Raw genomic sequence first — 19,408 nt, 5'->3', positions numbered from 1 at the left:
AATATAATATATATATATTTTGTGATAAAGGTGAAAGCCGCCTTTCATCTTTATCACTCATTATTAATTAAAATCTTCTTTTAAAGTAGCATGTAATGCTACTTTAAAAGAAAAGAAGTATATCACCATTTTAGTAAAGCACTACCCCAAGTAAGACCAGCACCAATAGCCGAGAATAAAATAATATCACCTTTTTTTATTTTATTTGAAGCTTTGAGAGTACTTAAAGCAAGTGGAATAGAAGCAGCTGAACAATTAGCGTGTTTTTCTACAGTTTTTACTACTTTATGATCTTCGACATTTAATAGCTCGGCAAGCTTATTAATGATACGTATATTTGCTTGATGGGGGATAAAATAATCAATATCATTTACAGTGAAATTATTATTGCGTAATAATTCTTCTATAGATTGGTGCATTTTCTCTACTGCAAGACGGAATAGTTTCTGCCCCTGCATAATTATTTTACCGCTGCTGCCATTCATACTTACGCCGCCGTTGGTATATAGTATTTCGTAATCTGCACCGCTTGAGAAAATATTACTGTCTATTACACCGGAGTTATCATCGCTACGTTGTAGGATTACACTGCCTGCTCCGTCGCCAAATAAAACACAAGTAGCTCTATCTTCCCAATCTAATAAAGATGTCATTTTTTCAGCACCTATTAGCAGGATAGTTTTATATTTACCGGAAGAAATAAGAGAATTTGCTACTTGCACGCCATAAACAAAACCGGCACATACGGCTTGTAAATCAAATGATGGAACGTTAATTAAACCAAGATAACCTTGTAGTTTAGTTGCAACTGATGGAAAGCTATTGTCAGGAGTAGTAGTGCATGTAATAATTAAATCAATCTCATTTACCGAAACACCAGCGTCTGCTATAGCTTTTTCAGCGGCTTTTAAAGCAATATGAGAAGTATATTCAGTATCACCTGCTATATGACGCTGCGAAATACCAGTTCTTGTTCTGATCCATTCATCGTTAGTATCAACAAATTTTGCAAGCTCATCATTGCTAACAATTTTTGACGGAAGATACCCGCCGCAGCCAATAATTTTACAGGTCATAAAAATTTAAATTTAAGCTACTTCTTCTTCAGCTTCGATTTTTTTCTCTACTACTTGACGATTATTATAAGTACCGTCAACTAAAGAAATATGATGCGGAAGTTTATATTCACCAGTTTGAGAGTCAACTATTACATTAACTTTACCAAGTGCTAAATGTGAACGTCTCATATTACGTCTTGATTTTGATGTTTTCTTCTTTGGAACTGCCATTATTTACCTCTTTTATTAAAAAGTATTTGTCAAATTAGTGAAGCACTATATTATAATCTTATAATAAAATCTAGATAAAATTAAATTTATGAAATTTTTCTTAATATTCGTCTCCAGTATATTCGTCATTTTTTCCTTAAGCGGTTGCCAAACTATCGAAAATAGAGGGCAGTCTATAGATGACTCAGCACTTACAAAATTAGAAGCAAAAAAACTAAGTAAAACAGAAGTGGTAGAGCTAATTGGCACTCCTACCATGATCCCAGAATATTCTCAAGATACATGGTATTATGTTGAGCGAGTGATGTCACAAAGAGCTTGGCTTAACCCTAAAATCGTAAAACAGAGAATAGTAAAAATTACCTTTGATAGCCGTAATTTAATGCAAGAGATTGTCGTCATTGATGATTCACATAGACATGATATAGAAACGATCAGTGAATATACGAAAACATACGGCACTGAACTTAATGGCTTACAAAAATTCGTTAAAAACCTAGGTAGATTTAATAAAACTACTGGCGGAAATAAGAATAAAAATAAAAGCAAGAAAAAGAAATAAGTTGTTGTACTTTCATCCTGCTTAGGTCGAGAATCGTCATTGCGAGGAAATTATAAAGTAATTGTACGTACGCAATCCAGCTAAAAAATGCTAACTTATAGCATTTTTTATTATTATTTCTGGATTGCCCCGCTCATTTCATTCGTTCGCAAGGCACCGTCAAGTTAAGTAAATTAGTGTCACAAAGTACTATATTTTTAGATGGCACCGTCAAGTTAAGGGAGGTATAAATTAAGTATTGAGCAATTACAGGGAATGATTTATAGAATAGCAGTAACAATTTATCCTAGATTTTACCGCTATGCATATTACTCAAGCCCCGAATAGACATCGTTTCCCATCAAGCATTATTAGCCATACAGTATGGTTATATCATCGCTTTAATAATAGTTACCGAGATGTTCAAGAGCAGATGGCTTATCGAGGTATTATATTAAGTCATGAGACTGTAAGGTTTTGGTGTTATAAGTTTGTAGTTTATTTTCAAGATGTTATTAGTAAGAGAGAGCGAAAGCCAACTGATAAATGGCATTTGGATGAGATGAATATCAAGATCAAAGGTGAAGTATTCATATTATGGAGAGCTGTTGACTCTGAGGGACATGAATTAGAAGTATTACTGCAGAAGCGTCGTAACAAGAAATCAGCTATTCGCTTTTTATCAAGATTATTGGGTAATTATCCATGTCCAAGGGTTATTGTGACTGATAAGCTAAAAAGCTACATTAAACCAGTTAGGTATATGTGTCCTAGGACTAAGCATCGTACCGATAAAAGACTAAATAATCGGATTGAGAATGCCCATCAGCCAACTAGGAGAAAAGAGAAGATACTGATTAAATTTAAGCATCCTAATTCAGCACAATGTACATTATCACTGATGGGAAAAGTCAGAAATATATTTGCTGTAAATGTTGGAAGATATACTAAAACAGCATCTGAGCAAAGAATTGCATTTGCGTCCGCTAAATCCATTTGGGATGAAGCTACTCAAAGACTTCTTGCTGTCTGAAATCTAAAAATATAGTACTTTGTGACACTAATTTACTTAACTTGACGGTGCCCCTAAAATATCTCTAATCTCGGATTTACAGTCAGAAGTGGCAAAAATCATCTTGTTGCTGTAAGCTATTTTATTACATATTTTAAACATCGGGTTTTGACATCTTCTATGTACCAATAAAGGAAAACCAACTTTAACATTATTTAGGTTAGTTTGATATAAGGAATTACGATCTGCTAAATTCTGCAATGAAACTTCTGACGGAGACCAGTCATGGTATAAAACTTTAAAATTTTCACATAATTTTTTGATTAAATCCTGTTTTAATATAGAAATAGGTTCTGTTTGTAGTGGGTCACCTACCACCACCACCACAACTTTCTTCGATTTGTAAATAGCACTAGCTGCATATTGCGGCGGTATTTGTCCTGCTTCATCAATAAATAGCCAAGGAATTTCATTATGACTAGCTGTTGCAAACATTCTATCAAATGAATGGAAAGTCGTAGATACAACAGGTACAACCATAAAGAAATTTTGCCAAGCAATTTTGTTCATTTCAGGATTATCTGACGAATTGATTGCTACATCAAAAAAATATTTTAGACTATGCCAAAAATTATCTGAATTGGCGTTGATAAATATCTCATGCAATTTGACGGCACTTATGAATAGCTTTGATCTTAATTTCTCAAATTCAGGATTAAAGTAAGGAGTAACTTTATTTAAATCTTCAAAATTCTCTTCCCAATTTTTCCAAAATAAATCTTCTTCAAAATCTTTAACATTAAAATTTTTATTTTTTAAATATATAATTGATAAATTTATTTCATTATTAAGGTGTTTTATTTCTTCTATGGAAGATTCAATTTTGTTAATTTCAGCTTTAATATTTTTTATATTAGTGTTTATATAATTAATTTCTTCTGAATATTTATTTTTTAATTTAACTAATTCTAGCTTTTTCTCATAAAAAGAACTGTATTTTGTTGTTTTAAAAAATGCATGTATTTTTTCAAAAAAACCTAAATTTAATAGTTTCAGTTCATAATCAATTTCAAGAGTTTTGGAGTTTTTATAATTAAGTTCTGAGGCACCGTCAAGTTAAGTAAATTAGTGTCACAAAGTACTATATTTTTAGATTTCAGATAGCAAGAAGTCTTTGAGTAGCTTCATCCCAAATGGATTTAGCGGACGCAAATGCAATTCTTTGCTCAGATGCTGTTTTAGTATATCTTCCAACATTTACAGCAAATATATTTCTGACTTTTCCCATCAGTGATAATGTACATTGTGCTGAATTAGGATGCTTAAATTTAATCAGTATCTTCTCTTTTCTCCTAGTTGGCTGATGGGCATTCTCAATCCGATTATTTAGTCTTTTATCGGTACGATGCTTAGTCCTAGGACACATATACCTAACTGGTTTAATGTAGCTTTTTAGCTTATCAGTCACAATAACCCTTGGACATGGATAATTACCCAATAATCTTGATAAAAAGCGAATAGCTGATTTCTTGTTACGACGCTTCTGCAGTAATACTTCTAATTCATGTCCCTCAGAGTCAACAGCTCTCCATAATATGAATACTTCACCTTTGATCTTGATATTCATCTCATCCAAATGCCATTTATCAGTTGGCTTTCGCTCTCTCTTACTAATAACATCTTGAAAATAAACTACAAACTTATAACACCAAAACCTTACAGTCTCATGACTTAATATAATACCTCGATAAGCCATCTGCTCTTGAACATCTCGGTAACTATTATTAAAGCGATGATATAACCATACTGTATGGCTAATAATGCTTGCTGGGAAACGATGTCTATTCGGGGCTTGAGTAATATGCATAGCGGTAAAATCTAGGATAAATTGTTACTGCTATTCTATAAATCATTCCCTGTAATTGCTCAATACTTAATGTCCCCCTTCGGGGATCAAAAATCCCTCGCCTTTAGGCGAAGGGAAGATATAATGAAATTGCTTTAGCAATGAATTTATATCAAGAAATGAGAAGTTATAGAAAGAATAGTCATAGTCAGTATGATTTAAAAGTGCATCTTATATGGAGGCACCGTCAAGTTAAGTAAATTAGTATCACAAAGTACTATATTTTTAGATTTCAGACAGCAAGAAGTCTTTGAGTAGCTTCATCCCAAATGGATTTAGCGGACGCAAATGCAATTCTTTGCTCAGATGCTGTTTTAGTATATCTTCCAACATTTACAGCAAATATATTTCTGACTTTTCCCATCAGTGATAATGTACATTGTGCTGAATTAGGATGCTTAAATTTAATCAGTATCTTCTCTTTTCTCCTAGTTGGCTGATGGGCATTCTCAATCCGATTATTTAGTCTTTTATCGGTACGATGCTTAGTCCTAGGACACATATACCTAACTGGTTTAATGTAGCTTTTTAGCTTATCAGTCACAATAACCCTTGGACATGGATAATTACCCAATAATCTTGATAAAAAGCGAATAGCTGATTTCTTGTTACGACGCTTCTGCAGTAATACTTCTAATTCATGTCCCTCAGAGTCAACAGCTCTCCATAATATGAATACTTCACCTTTGATCTTGATATTCATCTCATCCAAATGCCATTTATCAGTTGGCTTTCGCTCTCTCTTACTAATAACATCTTGAAAATAAACTACAAACTTATAACACCAAAACCTTACAGTCTCATGACTTAATATAATACCTCGATAAGCCATCTGCTCTTGAACATCTCGGTAACTATTATTAAAGCGATGATATAACCATACTGTATGGCTAATAATGCTTGCTGGAAAACGATGTCTATTCGGGGCTTGAGTAATATGCATAGCGGTAAAATCTAGGATAAATTGTTACTGCTATTCTATAAATCATTCCCTGTAATTGCTCAATACTTAATTTATACCTCCCTTAACTTGACGGTGCCCCTGAGCTTTAAGGCTTACAGGTAATTGATCTGCTGCAAGTTTTTGTAGAAAAGCAATCTGTTCTTCAGGTGAAATTTCTAAAGAGCTAGAAAGCCACGCATTAGTTAAACCATTGTTCTTTCCCTTATCTCCTGAAGTATCTTGGTTACCATAACTAAACAACCCTCAGCTATAAGCTGAGGGGTTATAAAGTGGAATCGATTAGAAATCGATCATCATTCACAGGTTCACCTTCCTGTTCATCAATATAGTGCTGTATCATTTCATCAGTTATATTACCTGAACTGACTGCCATATAGCCCCTAGCCCACAAATGATTGCCCCAAAATTGTTTTCGTAAATGAGTAAATTCTTGCAATAAAATTCTTGAGCTAATGCCTTTTAAATACTGTACTAACTTGCTAAGAGATATTTGCGGCTTATATGAGATAAACATATGTACGTGATCACATGATATTTTCCCTGAAATTATATGTACTTCATGTTCCATACAAATCTGCCTCAGTAAATCTCTAGTCCTTTCCGATACTTTGCCTATCAATATTCTCTTCCTATATTTTGGTATCCATATAAGATGCACTTTTAAATCATACTGACTATGACTATTCTTTCTATAACTTCTCATATTTCTTGATATAAATTCATTGCTAAAGCAATTTCATTATATCTTCCCTTCGCCTAAAGGCGAGGGATTTTTGATCCCCGAAGGGGGACATTAAATTTTGTTACGTAATTATGGAACTTTTCATAACCTAATTCTTTAGTAATAAGACGTGAATACCAAAGACAGCTATTTTTCATCCAGTCTTTAGGTGTATGTGGCTGTTTCCAAACTTCAAGATAATCGTCATAACCATCTTTAAAAGGTAATTTTGGATGAGTTTCGTCAATTAAAATCCATCATCATAACCCATTAGACTTAAAACAATTTTAAAGGTAGAACATGGAGCATAGCGTGATTTGCAATCACCATCTTGTTTAATAAGCTTATCATTTTCCTTGACTAAAAAGCAATCTGCTTTAGCTGCAAAAGATGCAGTAAATGATATTAACGCAGTTAAGTATAGAGTAATTTTTTTCATTAGTTTTAACTTTTTTAGGTTTAGTATATTTCCTGAGATTGATCTTTTTCGCTAGGCACGTAATCAAAAACGTCATTATTATAATTGTTGTCTATAATTTCGCTTTCATCTTCAATTATCAGGATGTTATTGATCTTAAATGCTTCTATAACAGAACCACTATGCGTGATTTGACCAGTTGCTCTATCTACAGCTTGTAGCTTTATTGAATCAGGTACTTTAAAAGGTAAGGGCGGTTCATCTTTATAAGCGTTACTCATAAAATCAATAAAAATAGGCAATACTACGCTTGATCCTGTTGCTCTTCTTCCTAGAGTTCTTGGCGTATCATATCCAACATAACTCCCCACAACTATTTTGGGTGTGAAGCCTATAAACCATGTATCTTTACTATCGTTACTAGTACCGGTTTTTCCTCCGATAATTTTCCCTAATTTCTTTGCAGAGTAAGCAGTTCCCCTATCTACTACACCTGTTAAAAGTGAAGTAATTTGATAGTCACTTGCTGCATCCGTGACCATATAAATATTTTCTGCCGGAATTTCTAATATAGCGTTATCTAAATTATTATCTGAAACGTTACAAGTTGTACATTCTCTATCATCTCTGCGATAAATAACTTTGCCGTTACGATCTTTGATTAATTCAACAAAATGCGGCTTTATTCTTTTACCACCATTAGCAATAATGCCATAAGCATTAGTTATTCTCTCAAGCGTTGTTTCAATAGAACCAAGTACCATAGAATAGACTTTTTGCGGATTATCATTAATTCCGAATCGCTTAATTATATCAACGATTTTGGTGAGTCCCACCGCAGTTGCTACTCTAACTGTTACAAGGTTACGGGATTTTTCAAGTCCGGTACGCATAGTAATTGGTCCTAGAAACTTACCCTCATAATTTTTAGGACGCCAGCTTGGCATACCAGGACCTTGTGAGATTTCAATAGGACCATCATTAAAAATCTGATTTGGTTTAACGCCATTTTCAAGGGCTGCTAGATAAACAAAAGTTTTACTTAAAGAACCAGGTTGACGAAGTGCCTGTGTTACCCTATCAAATTTACTAGCAAAGAAATCATATCCGCCGACGCTTGCAAGTACCTGTCCAGTATTTGGATTCATGACCATAATAGCACCGTTTACTTCTGGAATTTGCCGTAAGGCATAATAATCTTTTACAGGTTCTACAACTATTACATCACCCTTTGTTAGTAGCTTTTTAGCTGATTTCAGCTCACTTTTTGCCCATTTCATTTCAGAAATAGGGATTTTAGATTTAGCTCCGCTTGCAAACCCGATCTCAGCTTGAGTATCAGTAACTTCTAAAACTACAGCGATTTTATATTCTAGAAGCGATGGTGTGGTTGGTAATTTTTTTAGTTCTTCTTGCCAGTTATTAAGTGAAATAGTAGCTATAGCTTTTCTGAAACCACGTTTTCTATCAAAATCTCTAAGACCTTTTCGTAGTGATTCTTCAGCAAATTTTTGCATTTTAGCATCTAAAGAAGTAATAATAGTAAGACCGCTAGTATAAAATTCATCTTTACTACCTAGCATTTTAATTACTTCATCCCTAACTTGCTCAGCATAATAGTCAGCCGTAACAGTTTCATCCAGATCTCGCTTTCGCAACATAATTGGGCTATCTACCGCCTCTTTTGCTGCATCGCTTGTGATATAACCATCTTCTAGCATCCGCATTATTACATAATCACGACGAGCTTTAACTCTAGCATAATTTTTCTCAGGATTAAGTTCAGAAGGTGCTTTAGGTAATGCTGCAATAAAAGCTGACTCCGCAATAGTTAGCTCCTCTACTGATTTGTTAAAATAATTTTGTGCGGCAGTAGCAACCCCATACGCACCACGCCCAAAAAATGTTTGATTGAGATATAATTCTAAAATCTGATCTTTGGTAAATACTCTTGAGATCATATAAGATAAAATTGCTTCTTTGATCTTACGTTGAAACGATACTTCATTGGTAAGTAAAAAATTCTTTACTACCTGCTGAGTAATAGTAGAAGCCCCCTCCATACGCCTATGATGAAGAAAATTTGATACGTTAAGAAACGCTGCCCTAACTATTCCAAATAAATCAACCCCTTGGTGGTTATAGAAATTTTTATCCTCTGCAGCAATAAAGCTTTCTTTTAATGAGGTAGGAATACTATTAATTGGAATAAATACACGTCGTTCAAAAGCGTATTCCTCCATTAATTTCCCATCACGAGAATAAATACGGGTTACCGAGGGAGGATAATATCTTGCTAGCTGTCTATAATCAGGTAAATTACGAGAATAGTAATATATTATATAAGAGACAATTCCGCAGCCTATTAAAAAAAGCAAAGCAAGAATTTTTAAACAAAAAAATAGAGATTTATACATGTATAGATGATATTTTTTTTTATTATACTAAAACTATGCAATATTATAAAGTATTATCTCTTTATTTTAATTGGCTTAAAGCGATGAGTATATAATTTATCTAAGTAAATTACCATTTTTCGTATTATTTTTTCGACACAAATAACACATCTAAAATTATATCCCTCTTCCTTGAGGTTGTCTTAATTGTTCTCTTTGTGCTTGTAACCTGTCTTGGTGAGTAGTTTTACCTGATTCTTTATTATTCACCTCTATATTGGGTTTATTAGAAGTACCAGCATAAATATCAGGATTTAGAGCAAACTTTTGCATTTCTCCACTTTGTGGCATTGTATTTATAAGGGTTTTATATTCTTCAAATGTTGGTTCTATCTTATCATAATTTGATAAGTGTTCTTTTATATGCTTACTGAAATATGTATTAATTACGGATAATATTTTTTCCTCTTCCTTAGATAATTTTTCTGGAGTGTTGATCGGTAAATCTTGCATACCTAGTATTGATTCTTGCAAAAGATCTTTTAAATTCTCATTTGCTATAATCGTACTATCTTTCTTACTTAATTCATCTTTAGCTAATGCATCTAAAAACGGTTTTATATTTTCGGCACCGTCAAGTTAAGTAAATTAGTGTCACAAAGTACTATATTTTTAGATTTCAGACAGCAAGAAGTCTTTGAGTAGCTTCATCCCAAATGGATTTAGCGGACGCAAATGCAATTCTTTGCTCAGATGCTGTTTTAGTATATCTTCCAACATTTACAGCAAATATATTTCTGACTTTTCCCATCAGTGATAATGTACATTGTGCTGAATTAGGATGCTTAAATTTAATCAGTATCTTCTCTTTTCTCCTAGTTGGCTGATGGGCATTCTCAATCCGATTATTTAGTCTTTTATCGGTACGATGCTTAGTCCTAGGACACATATACCTAACTGGTTTAATGTAGCTTTTTAGCTTATCAGTCACAATAACCCTTGGACATGGATAATTACCCAATAATCTTGATAAAAAGCGAATAGCTGATTTCTTGTTACGACGCTTCTGCAGTAATACTTCTAATTCATGTCCCTCAGAGTCAACAGCTCTCCATAATATGAATACTTCACCTTTGATCTTGATATTCATCTCATCCAAATGCCATTTATCAGTTGGCTTTCGCTCTCTCTTACTAATAACATCTTGAAAATAAACTACAAACTTATAACACCAAAACCTTACAGTCTCATGACTTAATATAATACCTCGATAAGCCATCTGCTCTTGAACATCTCGGTAACTATTATTAAAGCGATGATATAACCATACTGTATGGCTAATAATGCTTGCTGGAAAACGATGTCTATTCGGGGCTTGAGTAATATGCATAGCGGTAAAATCTAGGATAAATTGTTACTGCTATTCTATAAATCATTCCCTGTAATTGCTCAATACTTAATGTCCCCCTTCGGGGATCAAAAATCCCTCGCCTTTAGGCGAAGGGAAGATATAATGAAATTGCTTTAGCAATGAATTTATATCAAGAAATATGAGAAGTTATAGAAAGAATAGTCATAGTCAGTATGATTTAAAAGTGCATCTTATATGGATACCAAAATATAGGAAGAGAATATTGATAGGCAAAGTATCGGAAAGGACTAGAGATTTACTGAGGCAGATTTGTATGGAACATGAAGTACATATAATTTCAGGGAAAATATCATGTGATCACGTACATATGTTTATCTCATATAAGCCGCAAATATCTCTTAGCAAGTTAGTACAGTATTTAAAAGGCATTAGCTCAAGAATTTTATTGCAAGAATTTACTCATTTACGAAAACAATTTTGGGGCAATCATTTGTGGGATAGGGGCTATATGGCAGTCAGTTCAGGTAATATAACTGATGAAATGATACAGCACTATATTGATGAACAGGAAGGTGAACCTGTGAATGATGATCGATTTCTAATCGATTCCACTTTATAACCCCTCAGCTTATAGCTGAGGGTTGTTTAGTTTATACCTCCCTTAACTTGACGGTGCCTGTTTAAGAGCTAAGTAGACAATTTTGTGATAGATTTATCATCTGGGAAAACCCCTTTATTTTTGATAATTTTACGGATTTGTCTATTTACCGATTCTATCGTATTGGTAGTATAGATTACCTTTCTAATCTCTTTAGGGAACGCAAAGAAAGGTACTATACCACTCCAATTACGTATCCATATATCAGAAATAACTGGGTATTTACTATCCCATTTTTTAGCAAACTCTTCTAATGCTAAATTAGCCATATTCTCATTATTTGCTGTATAGATTTGTTTTAAGTCAGCTGCTACTTCTTTAAGATTTTTGTAAGAAACGTACTTTAAAGAATTACGTACCATATGTACTATACAAAGTTGTACTATGGTATTTGGGAAAACACTGTTTATTGCATCTCTAAAACCTTTAAGACCGTCAACACATCCTACATAAATTTGTTCTACACCTCGGTTCTTTAATTCGCTTACAACCTGCATCCAAAACTTTGAACCCTCATTCTTGCTAATCCAAATACCCAAAAGCTCTTTCTTGCCTTCTATATTTATACCAATAACAAGGTAAACAGCCTTATTTATAACTATATTATTATCTCTTGCTTTTACCATGATGCAATCTAAATATACAATTGGGTATATTCTATCTAATGCTCGGGCTTGCCATCTTATTACCTCTTCCATAACTCCATCTGTAATAGTCGAGATAAGCTCCTTAGATACTTCTGTATGATACATTTCCTCTAAATGGGATTGAATCTCACTCATGGTCATACCTCTTGCATAAAGTGAAATAACGCTATCATCAAATCCAGTGAATCTTCTAACTCCCTTAGGAATTAATTGAGGCTCAAAACTATTGTCTCTATCTCTTGGAATATCAAGTACTATCTTTTGACCACTGTCATCTATTACTGTCTTTTCGCTCGTACCATTACGACGATTGCTATCTTGCTTTGATGCCTTGCTATGCCTCGAATAACCTAATTCATGACTTAGCTCGTCCTTTAGTATTCTCTCTACTAACCTCTTCTTTAATTGCTGAAACAATCCATCCTTTCCAAATAACTCTTTAGGATTAGATTGGGATAATATTTCCTCTACTAACTTATTATTTATATCTGCACTTCTAACACCAGCTTCTATTTTCTTAGCCATATTTTTTACCTTTGTTCTAGTTGTATTTTAACAGTATTTCTTTCTCTGTTGCTTTACAACTTACACAAAATATATGATAGACTCGTTATATTTTATTCAGGTGTAGGTGACCTTATATGTCATTCCTAGCTAAAAGCAGGAATCTAGTAACTTTAGTATCACCCCGTGGCTTGACCACGGGGTCTTGCATTACAAGCTGTGTTCTAAGATCCCGTGATCAAGTCACGGGATGACAATATAATTGACTGGATTCCCGCCGTTGCTAAGAATGACATAGAGTAATAACTACTAGTACTATAGTGCTATTGATGCGGTAGGTAACAACTATAAAGTTTTACTCTTTTTCCGCATTCTTTCTAGCAGATGGGGAGAGCATGACACTTAGTTCTTTTAACGCCTTATCTTCAACATAATTCGGAGCGTTCATTAATAAATCTTCAGCTTGCTGATTTAATGGGAAAGCGATTATTTCTCTTATATTAGTAGCTTCCGCAAGTAACATAACGATTCGGTCTATACCTGGAGCTATGCCGCCATGTGGTGGTGCTCCAAATTTAAACGCTCTAATCATACCACCAAATCGTTTATCCACTTCCTCTTCACTATAACCAGCTATAGCAAATGCCTTATACATTATTTCCAGCTTATGATTCCTAACAGCACCGCTAGAAAGCTCTATGCCATTACAAACAATATCATACTGATATGCGGTAAGCTCTAACAGCTCTTCAGTAGTTTTAGCGTTCTCAAGAGCTTCTAACCCACCCTGAGGCATAGAAAATGGATTATGGCTAAAATCAATTTTACCGGTTTCTTCGTTTAGCTCATAGAATGGAAAATCGGTAATCCAGCAGAATTTAAAGCAATCCTTTTCAAGTAAATCTAGCTCATCAGCAAGTTTAATTCTTACCTTACCGGCAAGTTTGGCTGCTTTATCTTTTTTATCGCTAGCGAAAAATACCGCATCGCCATTGCTAATATTAGCAGTAGCCTTCAAATCTTCTAATTGCTGAGTGCTTAAGAATTTTGCGACCGGTCCTTTTGCTTCACCGCTTTCGCTAAACTGAATATAGCCAAGTCCTCCAGCTCCCTCCGATATTGCGAATTCTATCATTTTATCGAAGAAGCTACGAGGCTGACTTGTAGCACTCGGTGCAGGAATTGCTCGGACAATACTACCTTTTTTGATATTTTCCCTAAAAATAGTAAAGTCTGAATCTCTAAAAATTTCCGTTACATCAGTAATTACAATAGGGTTTCGTAAATCAGGCTTATCAGAACCATATTTCAGCATAGATTCGTTATATGGAATACGGATAAAGGGTGCTTCTGACACTTTCTTATCTGTAAATTTTGTAAATAGCTCATACATAACCGGCTCGATTGTGCTGAATATATCTTCTTGCGTAACAAACGACATTTCGATATCTAGCTGATAAAACTCGCCTGGTGACCTATCTGCTCTTGCGTCTTCATCACGAAAACACGGAGCAATTTGGAAATAACGATCAAATCCCGATACCATCAATAGCTGCTTAAATTGTTGTGGTGCTTGCGGTAATGCATAAAACTTGCCCAGATGTAATCTGCTTGGGACTAAGAAATCCCTAGCTCCTTCAGGTGAGCTAGCAGTTAGAATAGGTGTTTGAAATTCGGTAAAGCCTCTTGCAGTCATTAGCTGACGAATGTAAGAAATAATTTGTGAACGAAGCATTATATTATTATGCAACTTCTCACGTCTTAAATCTAAAAAGCGATGTTTAAGCCTTGAGTCTTCAGGTGCGTCTTTTTCCGTATTAATCACAAACGGCAGAGTATCAGCCGCTGATTCAATAATAAATTCACTGGCTAAAACTTCTATATGACCAGTAGGAAGTGTGTTATTAATAGTCTCTTCTGATCTTGCTACTACTTTCCCAACTACTGTAACAACTGACTCATAACGTAAACGGCTAGCATCGTCCATAAGCTGCGGATTTTGGTCGGTAAACACGATTTGTGTTATGCCATAATGATCACGTAAATCTACAAAAACTAGATTGCCATGATCTCTTCTTCTATGTACCCAACCAGACAGTTTTACTTCAGTCCCAACATCGGAAATTTTTAATTCGTTACAATTATGAGTTCTATATTTATGCATTTTATCTTTGTTTTTAAATCAACTCACTATAATCAAAATAGCTAAATCCTGCAATAAAATTATCTAGGTTCTGTGAAGGGTTCTAATTGATTTTGAGTTTTGAACTATTTTTTAGCGAAAATTAATAAGATTTTTGACGGAATAGTTATTCATATTTCAAAAAAATCTTGTAATTTGCAGCAAAAAAGAGTCAAAATTAAATCTTTTTAGAAATCTTCACAGAGCCTAGGATACAAAAGTAATATTTAGGAATTTTAAGAAATTTTTTAGTTCCTGACGAGCAACTATATGTGAGCTGTTAAATGCTCGGTCATAATTTGCGACTTTTAAATCAAGTAGAGTTAAACCTTGCAGAAATAACTCCCTATATATCACACGTTCACTAAAACCATCAGCGAGTTTAAAATTAATTCTTTTAGCAAGCTTGTTCAATACGTTACTAACACGTCTTTTATTTAGAGCATCAAGGTTACTTAAACGATTACGCAAAATTATCCAATCTATGCTCCCTCTATCACGACTAGCACGCTGCATTTTCTGTTCCCATATCATTTGGCTATAGATTGAAGGGCTAATAATTTCATCTTTATTGTCAACTTTTGCTATTACATCTAAATCTAAAAAGCTATCATTTATCGGCGTAATAATGGTGTCAGCATAAGAATGAGCAAGCCTTGATAAAGCAGTATGGCTACCAGGCGTATCGATTACTATATAATCAGCATCCATATTATCTGTTAATATCTGCTCAAAACTATTAGCTTGCTCCTCTTCAGAACTTTCTTTGACATGGAAATGCTTTGGTACTAGTACCGGTTTGTCAGGATTTTGCTCATTATATAAATCTCGATTTTTTAGGTAATTAGTTAAAGAGCTTTGGCGAGAATCGGTGTCTATACTTACTACTGAATATTTTTGATAAAGTAGTGCCACTATTAAATGGATAGAGCAGGTTGTTTTACCTGCCCCACCTTTTTCATTACCTATAACAAATATATAAGGCTTATTGCTCATAATTTTCCTTTATAAATTTCTCAAGTAGCCTTACACCATAACCTACTGCTCCTTTCGGACCAAGTGATGAGGGTTTACTGCTATTTGCAACGCCTGCTATATCTAAATGTGCCCATTCTACCCCTTCTTGAATAAAACGTTTGATAAAATGAGCAGCGGTAGAACTTCCAGCAGCTCCTGGCACATTACCGATATTTGCCATATCAGCTATGTCGGAGTTAATCATTGCATCATAATCTTCATGAAGCGGCATTCTCCATAATTTTTCATTTACTTCCTCACCAGCTTTTATTAGTTTATCAGCAAGCTCATCGTTATTAGAAAAACAACCAGCATATGTAGGACCTAAAGACACCACTATTGCACCAGTTAAAGTAGCAACGTCAATCACGCATTTAGGTTTGAATTTCTCTTGTGCATACCAAACAGCATCAGCAAGAACTAAACGTCCTTCTGCATCGGTATTTAAAACTTCAGCAGTTTGACCTGACATAGTAGTTACAACATCCCCAGGACGTTGTGCATTACCTGACGGCATATTTTCAACAAGCCCTACAACACCTACGATATTTACCGGCAATTCTTGACTAGCAACCGCAATCATAGCACCAACTACTGCGGCAGAACCACACATGTCATATCTCATTAAATGCATATTACTTGATGGCTTTAGAGATATGCCACCCGTATCAAAAATAACTCCTTTTCCGACTAGGGCAATATAAGGAGCATCTTTGCTTGCACCTTGATATTCCATTACCACTAGCTTTGATTCATTTTGTGAACCTTGACCAACTCCAAGAAGAGCTCCCATGCCAAGATTTTTCATTTCTCTTTCACCAAGAATAGAAACATCGACATTTAATTCTTCTAGTGTTTCTGCTATTCTTTCAGCGTATATTTGTGGAGTTTTAATATTTGATGGTTCATTACTAATATCTCTTGTGAAAAAGACCCCTTCAGCAATTAATTTTTTAACTTCAAACAATTTTGTTGCTTCTGCGTTATTATCTGTAGAGATTTCAAATGATTCTACAACAAACTTATCCGCTTCTTTTAAAGTAGTTCTGTATTTATCGAATCTGTAGGAAGCAAGTAACGCACCACTAGCAATTAAAGATGCAACATGTGATGATGTAAAATTGCTAATTCTATTTTTAATTTTTAAGCCAATAGTAGCGATTTTAGCATTAGTAACATTCTGTAATATTTTACCCCCTAACTCTTCGATTTTCGCTTCGGTTAGTTTTTCTTCACTTCCAAGCCCTGCTAATACTAAATATTTTACTTCCCCTGACTTAACAACGGAAGGAATAATTTTGATCTGCCCGTATTTACCGGTAAATTGTAATTTATTGGCAATAGTCTTAGAGATCAAACCATGATGTTGTTGGTCAAGGCTTATTAGTTCACTATCAAGTTTTAATTTGTCATCAATAAACACTATTAATGCTTGAGTATTTAATGATTCTTCCTCAGTAAAATTTACATGTAGCATATTTATTTTTCCTTATTAACATTTTCCTAGATAATTCTATTTATCTTATGAAACTTTGCAAGTATTAATTGCCTATAGGGAAACCAAATTAAAAACTAATTGACATAATTTAACGTTTTTTATATTTTTTGCCTCGTAATAATTAAAATTAAGTAATTTAATGCTGAGTCTAGAAGCTAAAACGGCACCGTCAAGTTAAGTAAATTAGTGTCACAAAGTACTATATTTTTAGATTTCAGACAGCAAGAAGTCTTTGAGTAGCTTCATCCCAAATGGATTTAGCGGACGCAAATGCAATTCTTTGCTCAGATGCTGTTTTAGTATATCTTCCAACATTTACAGCAAATATATTTCTGACTTTTCCCATCAGTGATAATGTACATTGTGCTGAATTAGGATGCTTAAATTTAATCAGTATCTTCTCTTTTCTCCTAGTTGGCTGATGGGCATTCTCAATCCGATTATTTAGTCTTTTATCGGTACGATGCTTAGTCCTAGGACACATATACCTAACTGGTTTAATGTAGCTTTTTAGCTTATCAGTCACAATAACCCTTGGACATGGATAATTACCCAATAATCTTGATAAAAAGCGAATAGCTGATTTCTTGTTACGACGCTTCTGCAGTAATACTTCTAATTCATGTCCCTCAGAGTCAACAGCTCTCCATAATATGAATACTTCACCTTTGATCTTGATATTCATCTCATCCAAATGCCATTTATCAGTTGGCTTTCGCTCTCTCTTACTAATAACATCTTGAAAATAAACTACAAACTTATAACACCAAAACCTTACAGTCTCATGACTTAATATAATACCTCGATAAGCCATCTGCTCTTGAACATCTCGGTAACTATTATTAAAGCGATGATATAACCATACTGTATGGCTAATAATGCTTGCTGGGAAACGATGTCTATTCGGGGCTTGAGTAATATGCATAGCGGTAAAATCTAGGATAAATTGTTACTGCTATTCTATAAATCATTCCCTGTAATTGCTCAATACTTAATTTATACCTCCCTTAACTTGACGGTGCCTCCTCAAGTATTAAAATGTACGCTGAGGTCAAAAATTTAGATGTTTCTTGCTCTTTTTCGAGTTGATTTTTATTTATTAAGAGGGTTATTTTTCTGCTCTAAACTGAATAAAGTAAAGCCTGTAAAGATTTTACTTTCTTTTTTACCTGTTGCATATTCTTCTAAAGACACTTCAACAATTTTTTTAGGACCTACTGGGGTTGCATGTCTAAAATAAAGTTTATCGTTTTTGGTAAATACAAACCCAACGTGCGCTATATTATGTTCTGATTTTGTTAGCTCTAATAGTTTTGAGTTGTCCATTGTCATAACCATAAGATATACAGCGTCATTCAGAAAACTTGATCCAAGTGAATTTTTTGACATTCGCCTTTGCTCACGTATTTTTATACGCTCCGCAGTCTCGTCTTTAAATTCATCTTGTCTAAAGCTTTCTGAATTTAGCTGTGTTTTATTTACTAGTTGCTTTGTCAGTTCTTGCTCATGATCTAAGAAATCAGTAAAGCTTATATAACTAATATCAGATTTAAAAGGTTTGATGGATTTTATCTGATGATATTTTTCACCAAATGAAAAGCATTCATCTTTAGATACATTATCTTTAATGTAATTATTGATTTGTGTTTCAAGTAAACCTGCTTTATTAATCATCGCAGTTTTAACTTTAGCATATGGAAGATTTGCAAATACATTTTCCATTGTAAGATATTTACTATTATTCTTTAACCATTCATCCATAAAATGATTTCTGTTAACATATGATATATCGTCAGAAGGAAACATAATTTTTGCTAAAGCTTCTGCAAGCTGCTCTTTAAATTTTACAGAATCCGCATTTGGTTCTTTTATTTCTGCTAATGCTATAACCATTTCTATATAGCTAAAGCAGTCAAAAGTTTCTAGATTAATTAGCTCATTCTTATCTCTATTCTTATCCCAAATAATTAAATTTGTGCCTATCTCTGTATCATAAGGTTTACCTATGAAATAGTCAGAATATGCTAATATTTTATTGGGAAAACTCTCATCTTTTAATGATATTGCTAGCTTGTGAAGATTTTGCATATTAATAGGAGAGATTTTATTTGTTTGTGTGCTTGTGTTTTGAACCTTATCAGTAGTAGGTGACTCATTAAAAGCATAGCTATTAAAAGAAATAATAGAACAAATGCTTAAAGTTAAAACTAATTTCTTTCTCATCATAAACCTCTCCTATTTAATAAAAGAGGTATTATAAAGAAAAATTAACTATTCATCAAG

21 protein-coding genes and 1 pseudogene are annotated in these 19,408 nt (G+C 33.9%); 3 read left to right on the top strand and 19 right to left on the bottom strand.

All coding sequences use genetic code 11. The features are described from left to right. Positions 1 to 122 precede the first annotated feature (122 nt). A complete protein-coding gene (locus BA173_RS03775; protein WP_068041680.1) occupies positions 123 to 1,076 on the bottom strand; it encodes a beta-ketoacyl-ACP synthase III in 954 nt (317 codons plus the stop codon). Between the two features lie 12 nt (positions 1,077 to 1,088). Beyond that, positions 1,089 to 1,289: a 50S ribosomal protein L32 gene (gene rpmF / locus BA173_RS03770; RefSeq protein ID WP_068041677.1), complete on the bottom strand. Its 201-nt coding sequence runs from the start codon at positions 1,287 to 1,289 to the stop codon at positions 1,089 to 1,091. 88 nt (positions 1,290 to 1,377) lie between these two features. On the opposite strand from rpmF, the gene BA173_RS03765 reads away from it, so the two are divergent. After that, positions 1,378 to 1,851 carry an outer membrane protein assembly factor BamE gene (locus BA173_RS03765; protein WP_068041674.1) on the top strand — a complete coding sequence of 158 codons (474 nt, stop codon included), beginning with the start codon at positions 1,378 to 1,380 and terminating at the stop codon, positions 1,849 to 1,851. Positions 1,852 to 1,984: 133 nt separating this feature from the next. Here BA173_RS03765 and BA173_RS07790 read toward each other — a convergent pair whose 3' ends face one another. After that, the gene (locus BA173_RS07790; RefSeq protein ID WP_157738073.1) at positions 1,985 to 2,131 is read right to left on the bottom strand and encodes a hypothetical protein; all 147 of its coding nucleotides are present in this window, start codon (positions 2,129 to 2,131) and stop codon (positions 1,985 to 1,987) included. A 21-nt stretch (positions 2,132 to 2,152) separates the two neighbouring features. Here BA173_RS07790 and BA173_RS03760 point away from each other — a divergent pair, with 21 nt between their 5' ends. Next, the gene (locus tag BA173_RS03760) at positions 2,153 to 2,863 is read left to right on the top strand and encodes an IS6 family transposase (protein WP_095568292.1); all 711 of its coding nucleotides are present in this window, start codon (positions 2,153 to 2,155) and stop codon (positions 2,861 to 2,863) included. A gap of 36 nt (positions 2,864 to 2,899) precedes the next feature. On the opposite strand, the gene BA173_RS03755 is transcribed toward BA173_RS03760, so the two are convergent. The 10 genes and pseudogenes from BA173_RS03755 to BA173_RS03715 all read right to left on the bottom strand — a co-directional run bounded on the left by BA173_RS03755 (position 2,900) and on the right by BA173_RS03715 (position 10,637). Beyond that, positions 2,900 to 3,508, bottom strand: a complete 609-nt coding sequence (locus BA173_RS03755) for a hypothetical protein (RefSeq protein ID WP_232505898.1) — start codon at positions 3,506 to 3,508, stop codon at positions 2,900 to 2,902. 490 nt (positions 3,509 to 3,998) lie between these two features. Next, positions 3,999 to 4,709 carry an IS6 family transposase gene (locus BA173_RS03750; protein WP_095568291.1) on the bottom strand — a complete coding sequence of 237 codons (711 nt, stop codon included), beginning with the start codon at positions 4,707 to 4,709 and terminating at the stop codon, positions 3,999 to 4,001. A 271-nt stretch (positions 4,710 to 4,980) separates the two neighbouring features. Continuing rightward, positions 4,981 to 5,691 (bottom strand): IS6 family transposase, encoded by a 711-nt coding sequence (locus BA173_RS03745; RefSeq protein ID WP_095568243.1) that lies wholly within the window; start codon positions 5,689 to 5,691, stop codon positions 4,981 to 4,983. Between the two features lie 102 nt (positions 5,692 to 5,793). Continuing rightward, positions 5,794 to 5,949, bottom strand: a pseudogene (locus BA173_RS08460) (penicillin-binding transpeptidase domain-containing protein); the annotation flags it as partial. A 25-nt stretch (positions 5,950 to 5,974) separates the two neighbouring features. Further along, positions 5,975 to 6,415: an IS200/IS605 family transposase gene (gene tnpA / locus BA173_RS03735; RefSeq protein ID WP_095568239.1), complete on the bottom strand. Its 441-nt coding sequence runs from the start codon at positions 6,413 to 6,415 to the stop codon at positions 5,975 to 5,977. A gap of 53 nt (positions 6,416 to 6,468) precedes the next feature. Next, positions 6,469 to 6,681 (bottom strand): penicillin-binding transpeptidase domain-containing protein, encoded by a 213-nt coding sequence (locus BA173_RS08455; protein ID WP_232505989.1) that lies wholly within the window; start codon positions 6,679 to 6,681, stop codon positions 6,469 to 6,471. Next, positions 6,681 to 6,872 (bottom strand): hypothetical protein, encoded by a 192-nt coding sequence (locus tag BA173_RS08450; protein WP_232505897.1) that lies wholly within the window; start codon positions 6,870 to 6,872, stop codon positions 6,681 to 6,683. The genes BA173_RS08455 and BA173_RS08450 overlap by 1 nt, the downstream gene beginning before the upstream one ends. 20 nt (positions 6,873 to 6,892) lie before the next feature. Beyond that, on the bottom strand, positions 6,893 to 9,268 hold the full coding sequence (locus tag BA173_RS03725) for a penicillin-binding protein 1A (protein WP_016948597.1): 2,376 nt from the start codon (positions 9,266 to 9,268) through the stop codon (positions 6,893 to 6,895). Positions 9,269 to 9,424: 156 nt separating this feature from the next. Further along, the gene (locus BA173_RS03720) at positions 9,425 to 9,781 is read right to left on the bottom strand and encodes a hypothetical protein (RefSeq protein WP_016948598.1); all 357 of its coding nucleotides are present in this window, start codon (positions 9,779 to 9,781) and stop codon (positions 9,425 to 9,427) included. Between the two features lie 145 nt (positions 9,782 to 9,926). Continuing rightward, the gene (locus tag BA173_RS03715; RefSeq protein WP_095568243.1) at positions 9,927 to 10,637 is read right to left on the bottom strand and encodes an IS6 family transposase; all 711 of its coding nucleotides are present in this window, start codon (positions 10,635 to 10,637) and stop codon (positions 9,927 to 9,929) included. A gap of 160 nt (positions 10,638 to 10,797) precedes the next feature. On the opposite strand from BA173_RS03715, the gene tnpA (BA173_RS03710) reads away from it, so the two are divergent. Continuing rightward, positions 10,798 to 11,238: an IS200/IS605 family transposase gene (gene tnpA / locus BA173_RS03710; RefSeq protein WP_095568276.1), complete on the top strand. Its 441-nt coding sequence runs from the start codon at positions 10,798 to 10,800 to the stop codon at positions 11,236 to 11,238. Between the two features lie 68 nt (positions 11,239 to 11,306). Here tnpA (BA173_RS03710) and BA173_RS03705 read toward each other — a convergent pair whose 3' ends face one another. The 6 genes from BA173_RS03705 to BA173_RS03680 form a co-directional block, all read right to left on the bottom strand. Beyond that, positions 11,307 to 12,449: an IS256 family transposase gene (locus BA173_RS03705; RefSeq protein WP_095568290.1), complete on the bottom strand. Its 1,143-nt coding sequence runs from the start codon at positions 12,447 to 12,449 to the stop codon at positions 11,307 to 11,309. A 334-nt stretch (positions 12,450 to 12,783) separates the two neighbouring features. Then, complete coding sequence (aspS, locus tag BA173_RS03700; protein ID WP_068041955.1) at positions 12,784 to 14,592, bottom strand: aspartate--tRNA ligase; 1,809 nt, start codon at positions 14,590 to 14,592, stop codon at positions 12,784 to 12,786. Positions 14,593 to 14,817: 225 nt separating this feature from the next. Continuing rightward, complete coding sequence (locus tag BA173_RS03695; protein WP_016948133.1) at positions 14,818 to 15,606, bottom strand: division plane positioning ATPase MipZ; 789 nt, start codon at positions 15,604 to 15,606, stop codon at positions 14,818 to 14,820. Next, the gene (locus tag BA173_RS03690) at positions 15,596 to 17,104 is read right to left on the bottom strand and encodes a leucyl aminopeptidase (RefSeq protein WP_016948134.1); all 1,509 of its coding nucleotides are present in this window, start codon (positions 17,102 to 17,104) and stop codon (positions 15,596 to 15,598) included. The genes BA173_RS03695 and BA173_RS03690 overlap by 11 nt, the downstream gene beginning before the upstream one ends. 235 nt (positions 17,105 to 17,339) lie before the next feature. Then, complete coding sequence (locus BA173_RS03685; protein ID WP_095568243.1) at positions 17,340 to 18,050, bottom strand: IS6 family transposase; 711 nt, start codon at positions 18,048 to 18,050, stop codon at positions 17,340 to 17,342. A 167-nt stretch (positions 18,051 to 18,217) separates the two neighbouring features. Then, positions 18,218 to 19,348 (bottom strand): N-acetylmuramoyl-L-alanine amidase-like domain-containing protein, encoded by a 1,131-nt coding sequence (locus BA173_RS03680; protein WP_016948135.1) that lies wholly within the window; start codon positions 19,346 to 19,348, stop codon positions 18,218 to 18,220. Positions 19,349 to 19,408: the final 60 nt, after the last annotated feature.

It is taken from the genome of Rickettsia sp. MEAM1 (Bemisia tabaci) (assembly GCF_002285905.1).
Classification (GTDB): domain Bacteria; phylum Pseudomonadota; class Alphaproteobacteria; order Rickettsiales; family Rickettsiaceae; genus Rickettsia.
Note: the sequence above shows the minus strand (reverse complement) of the source record. Positions and strands in the feature narration are given on the sequence as shown.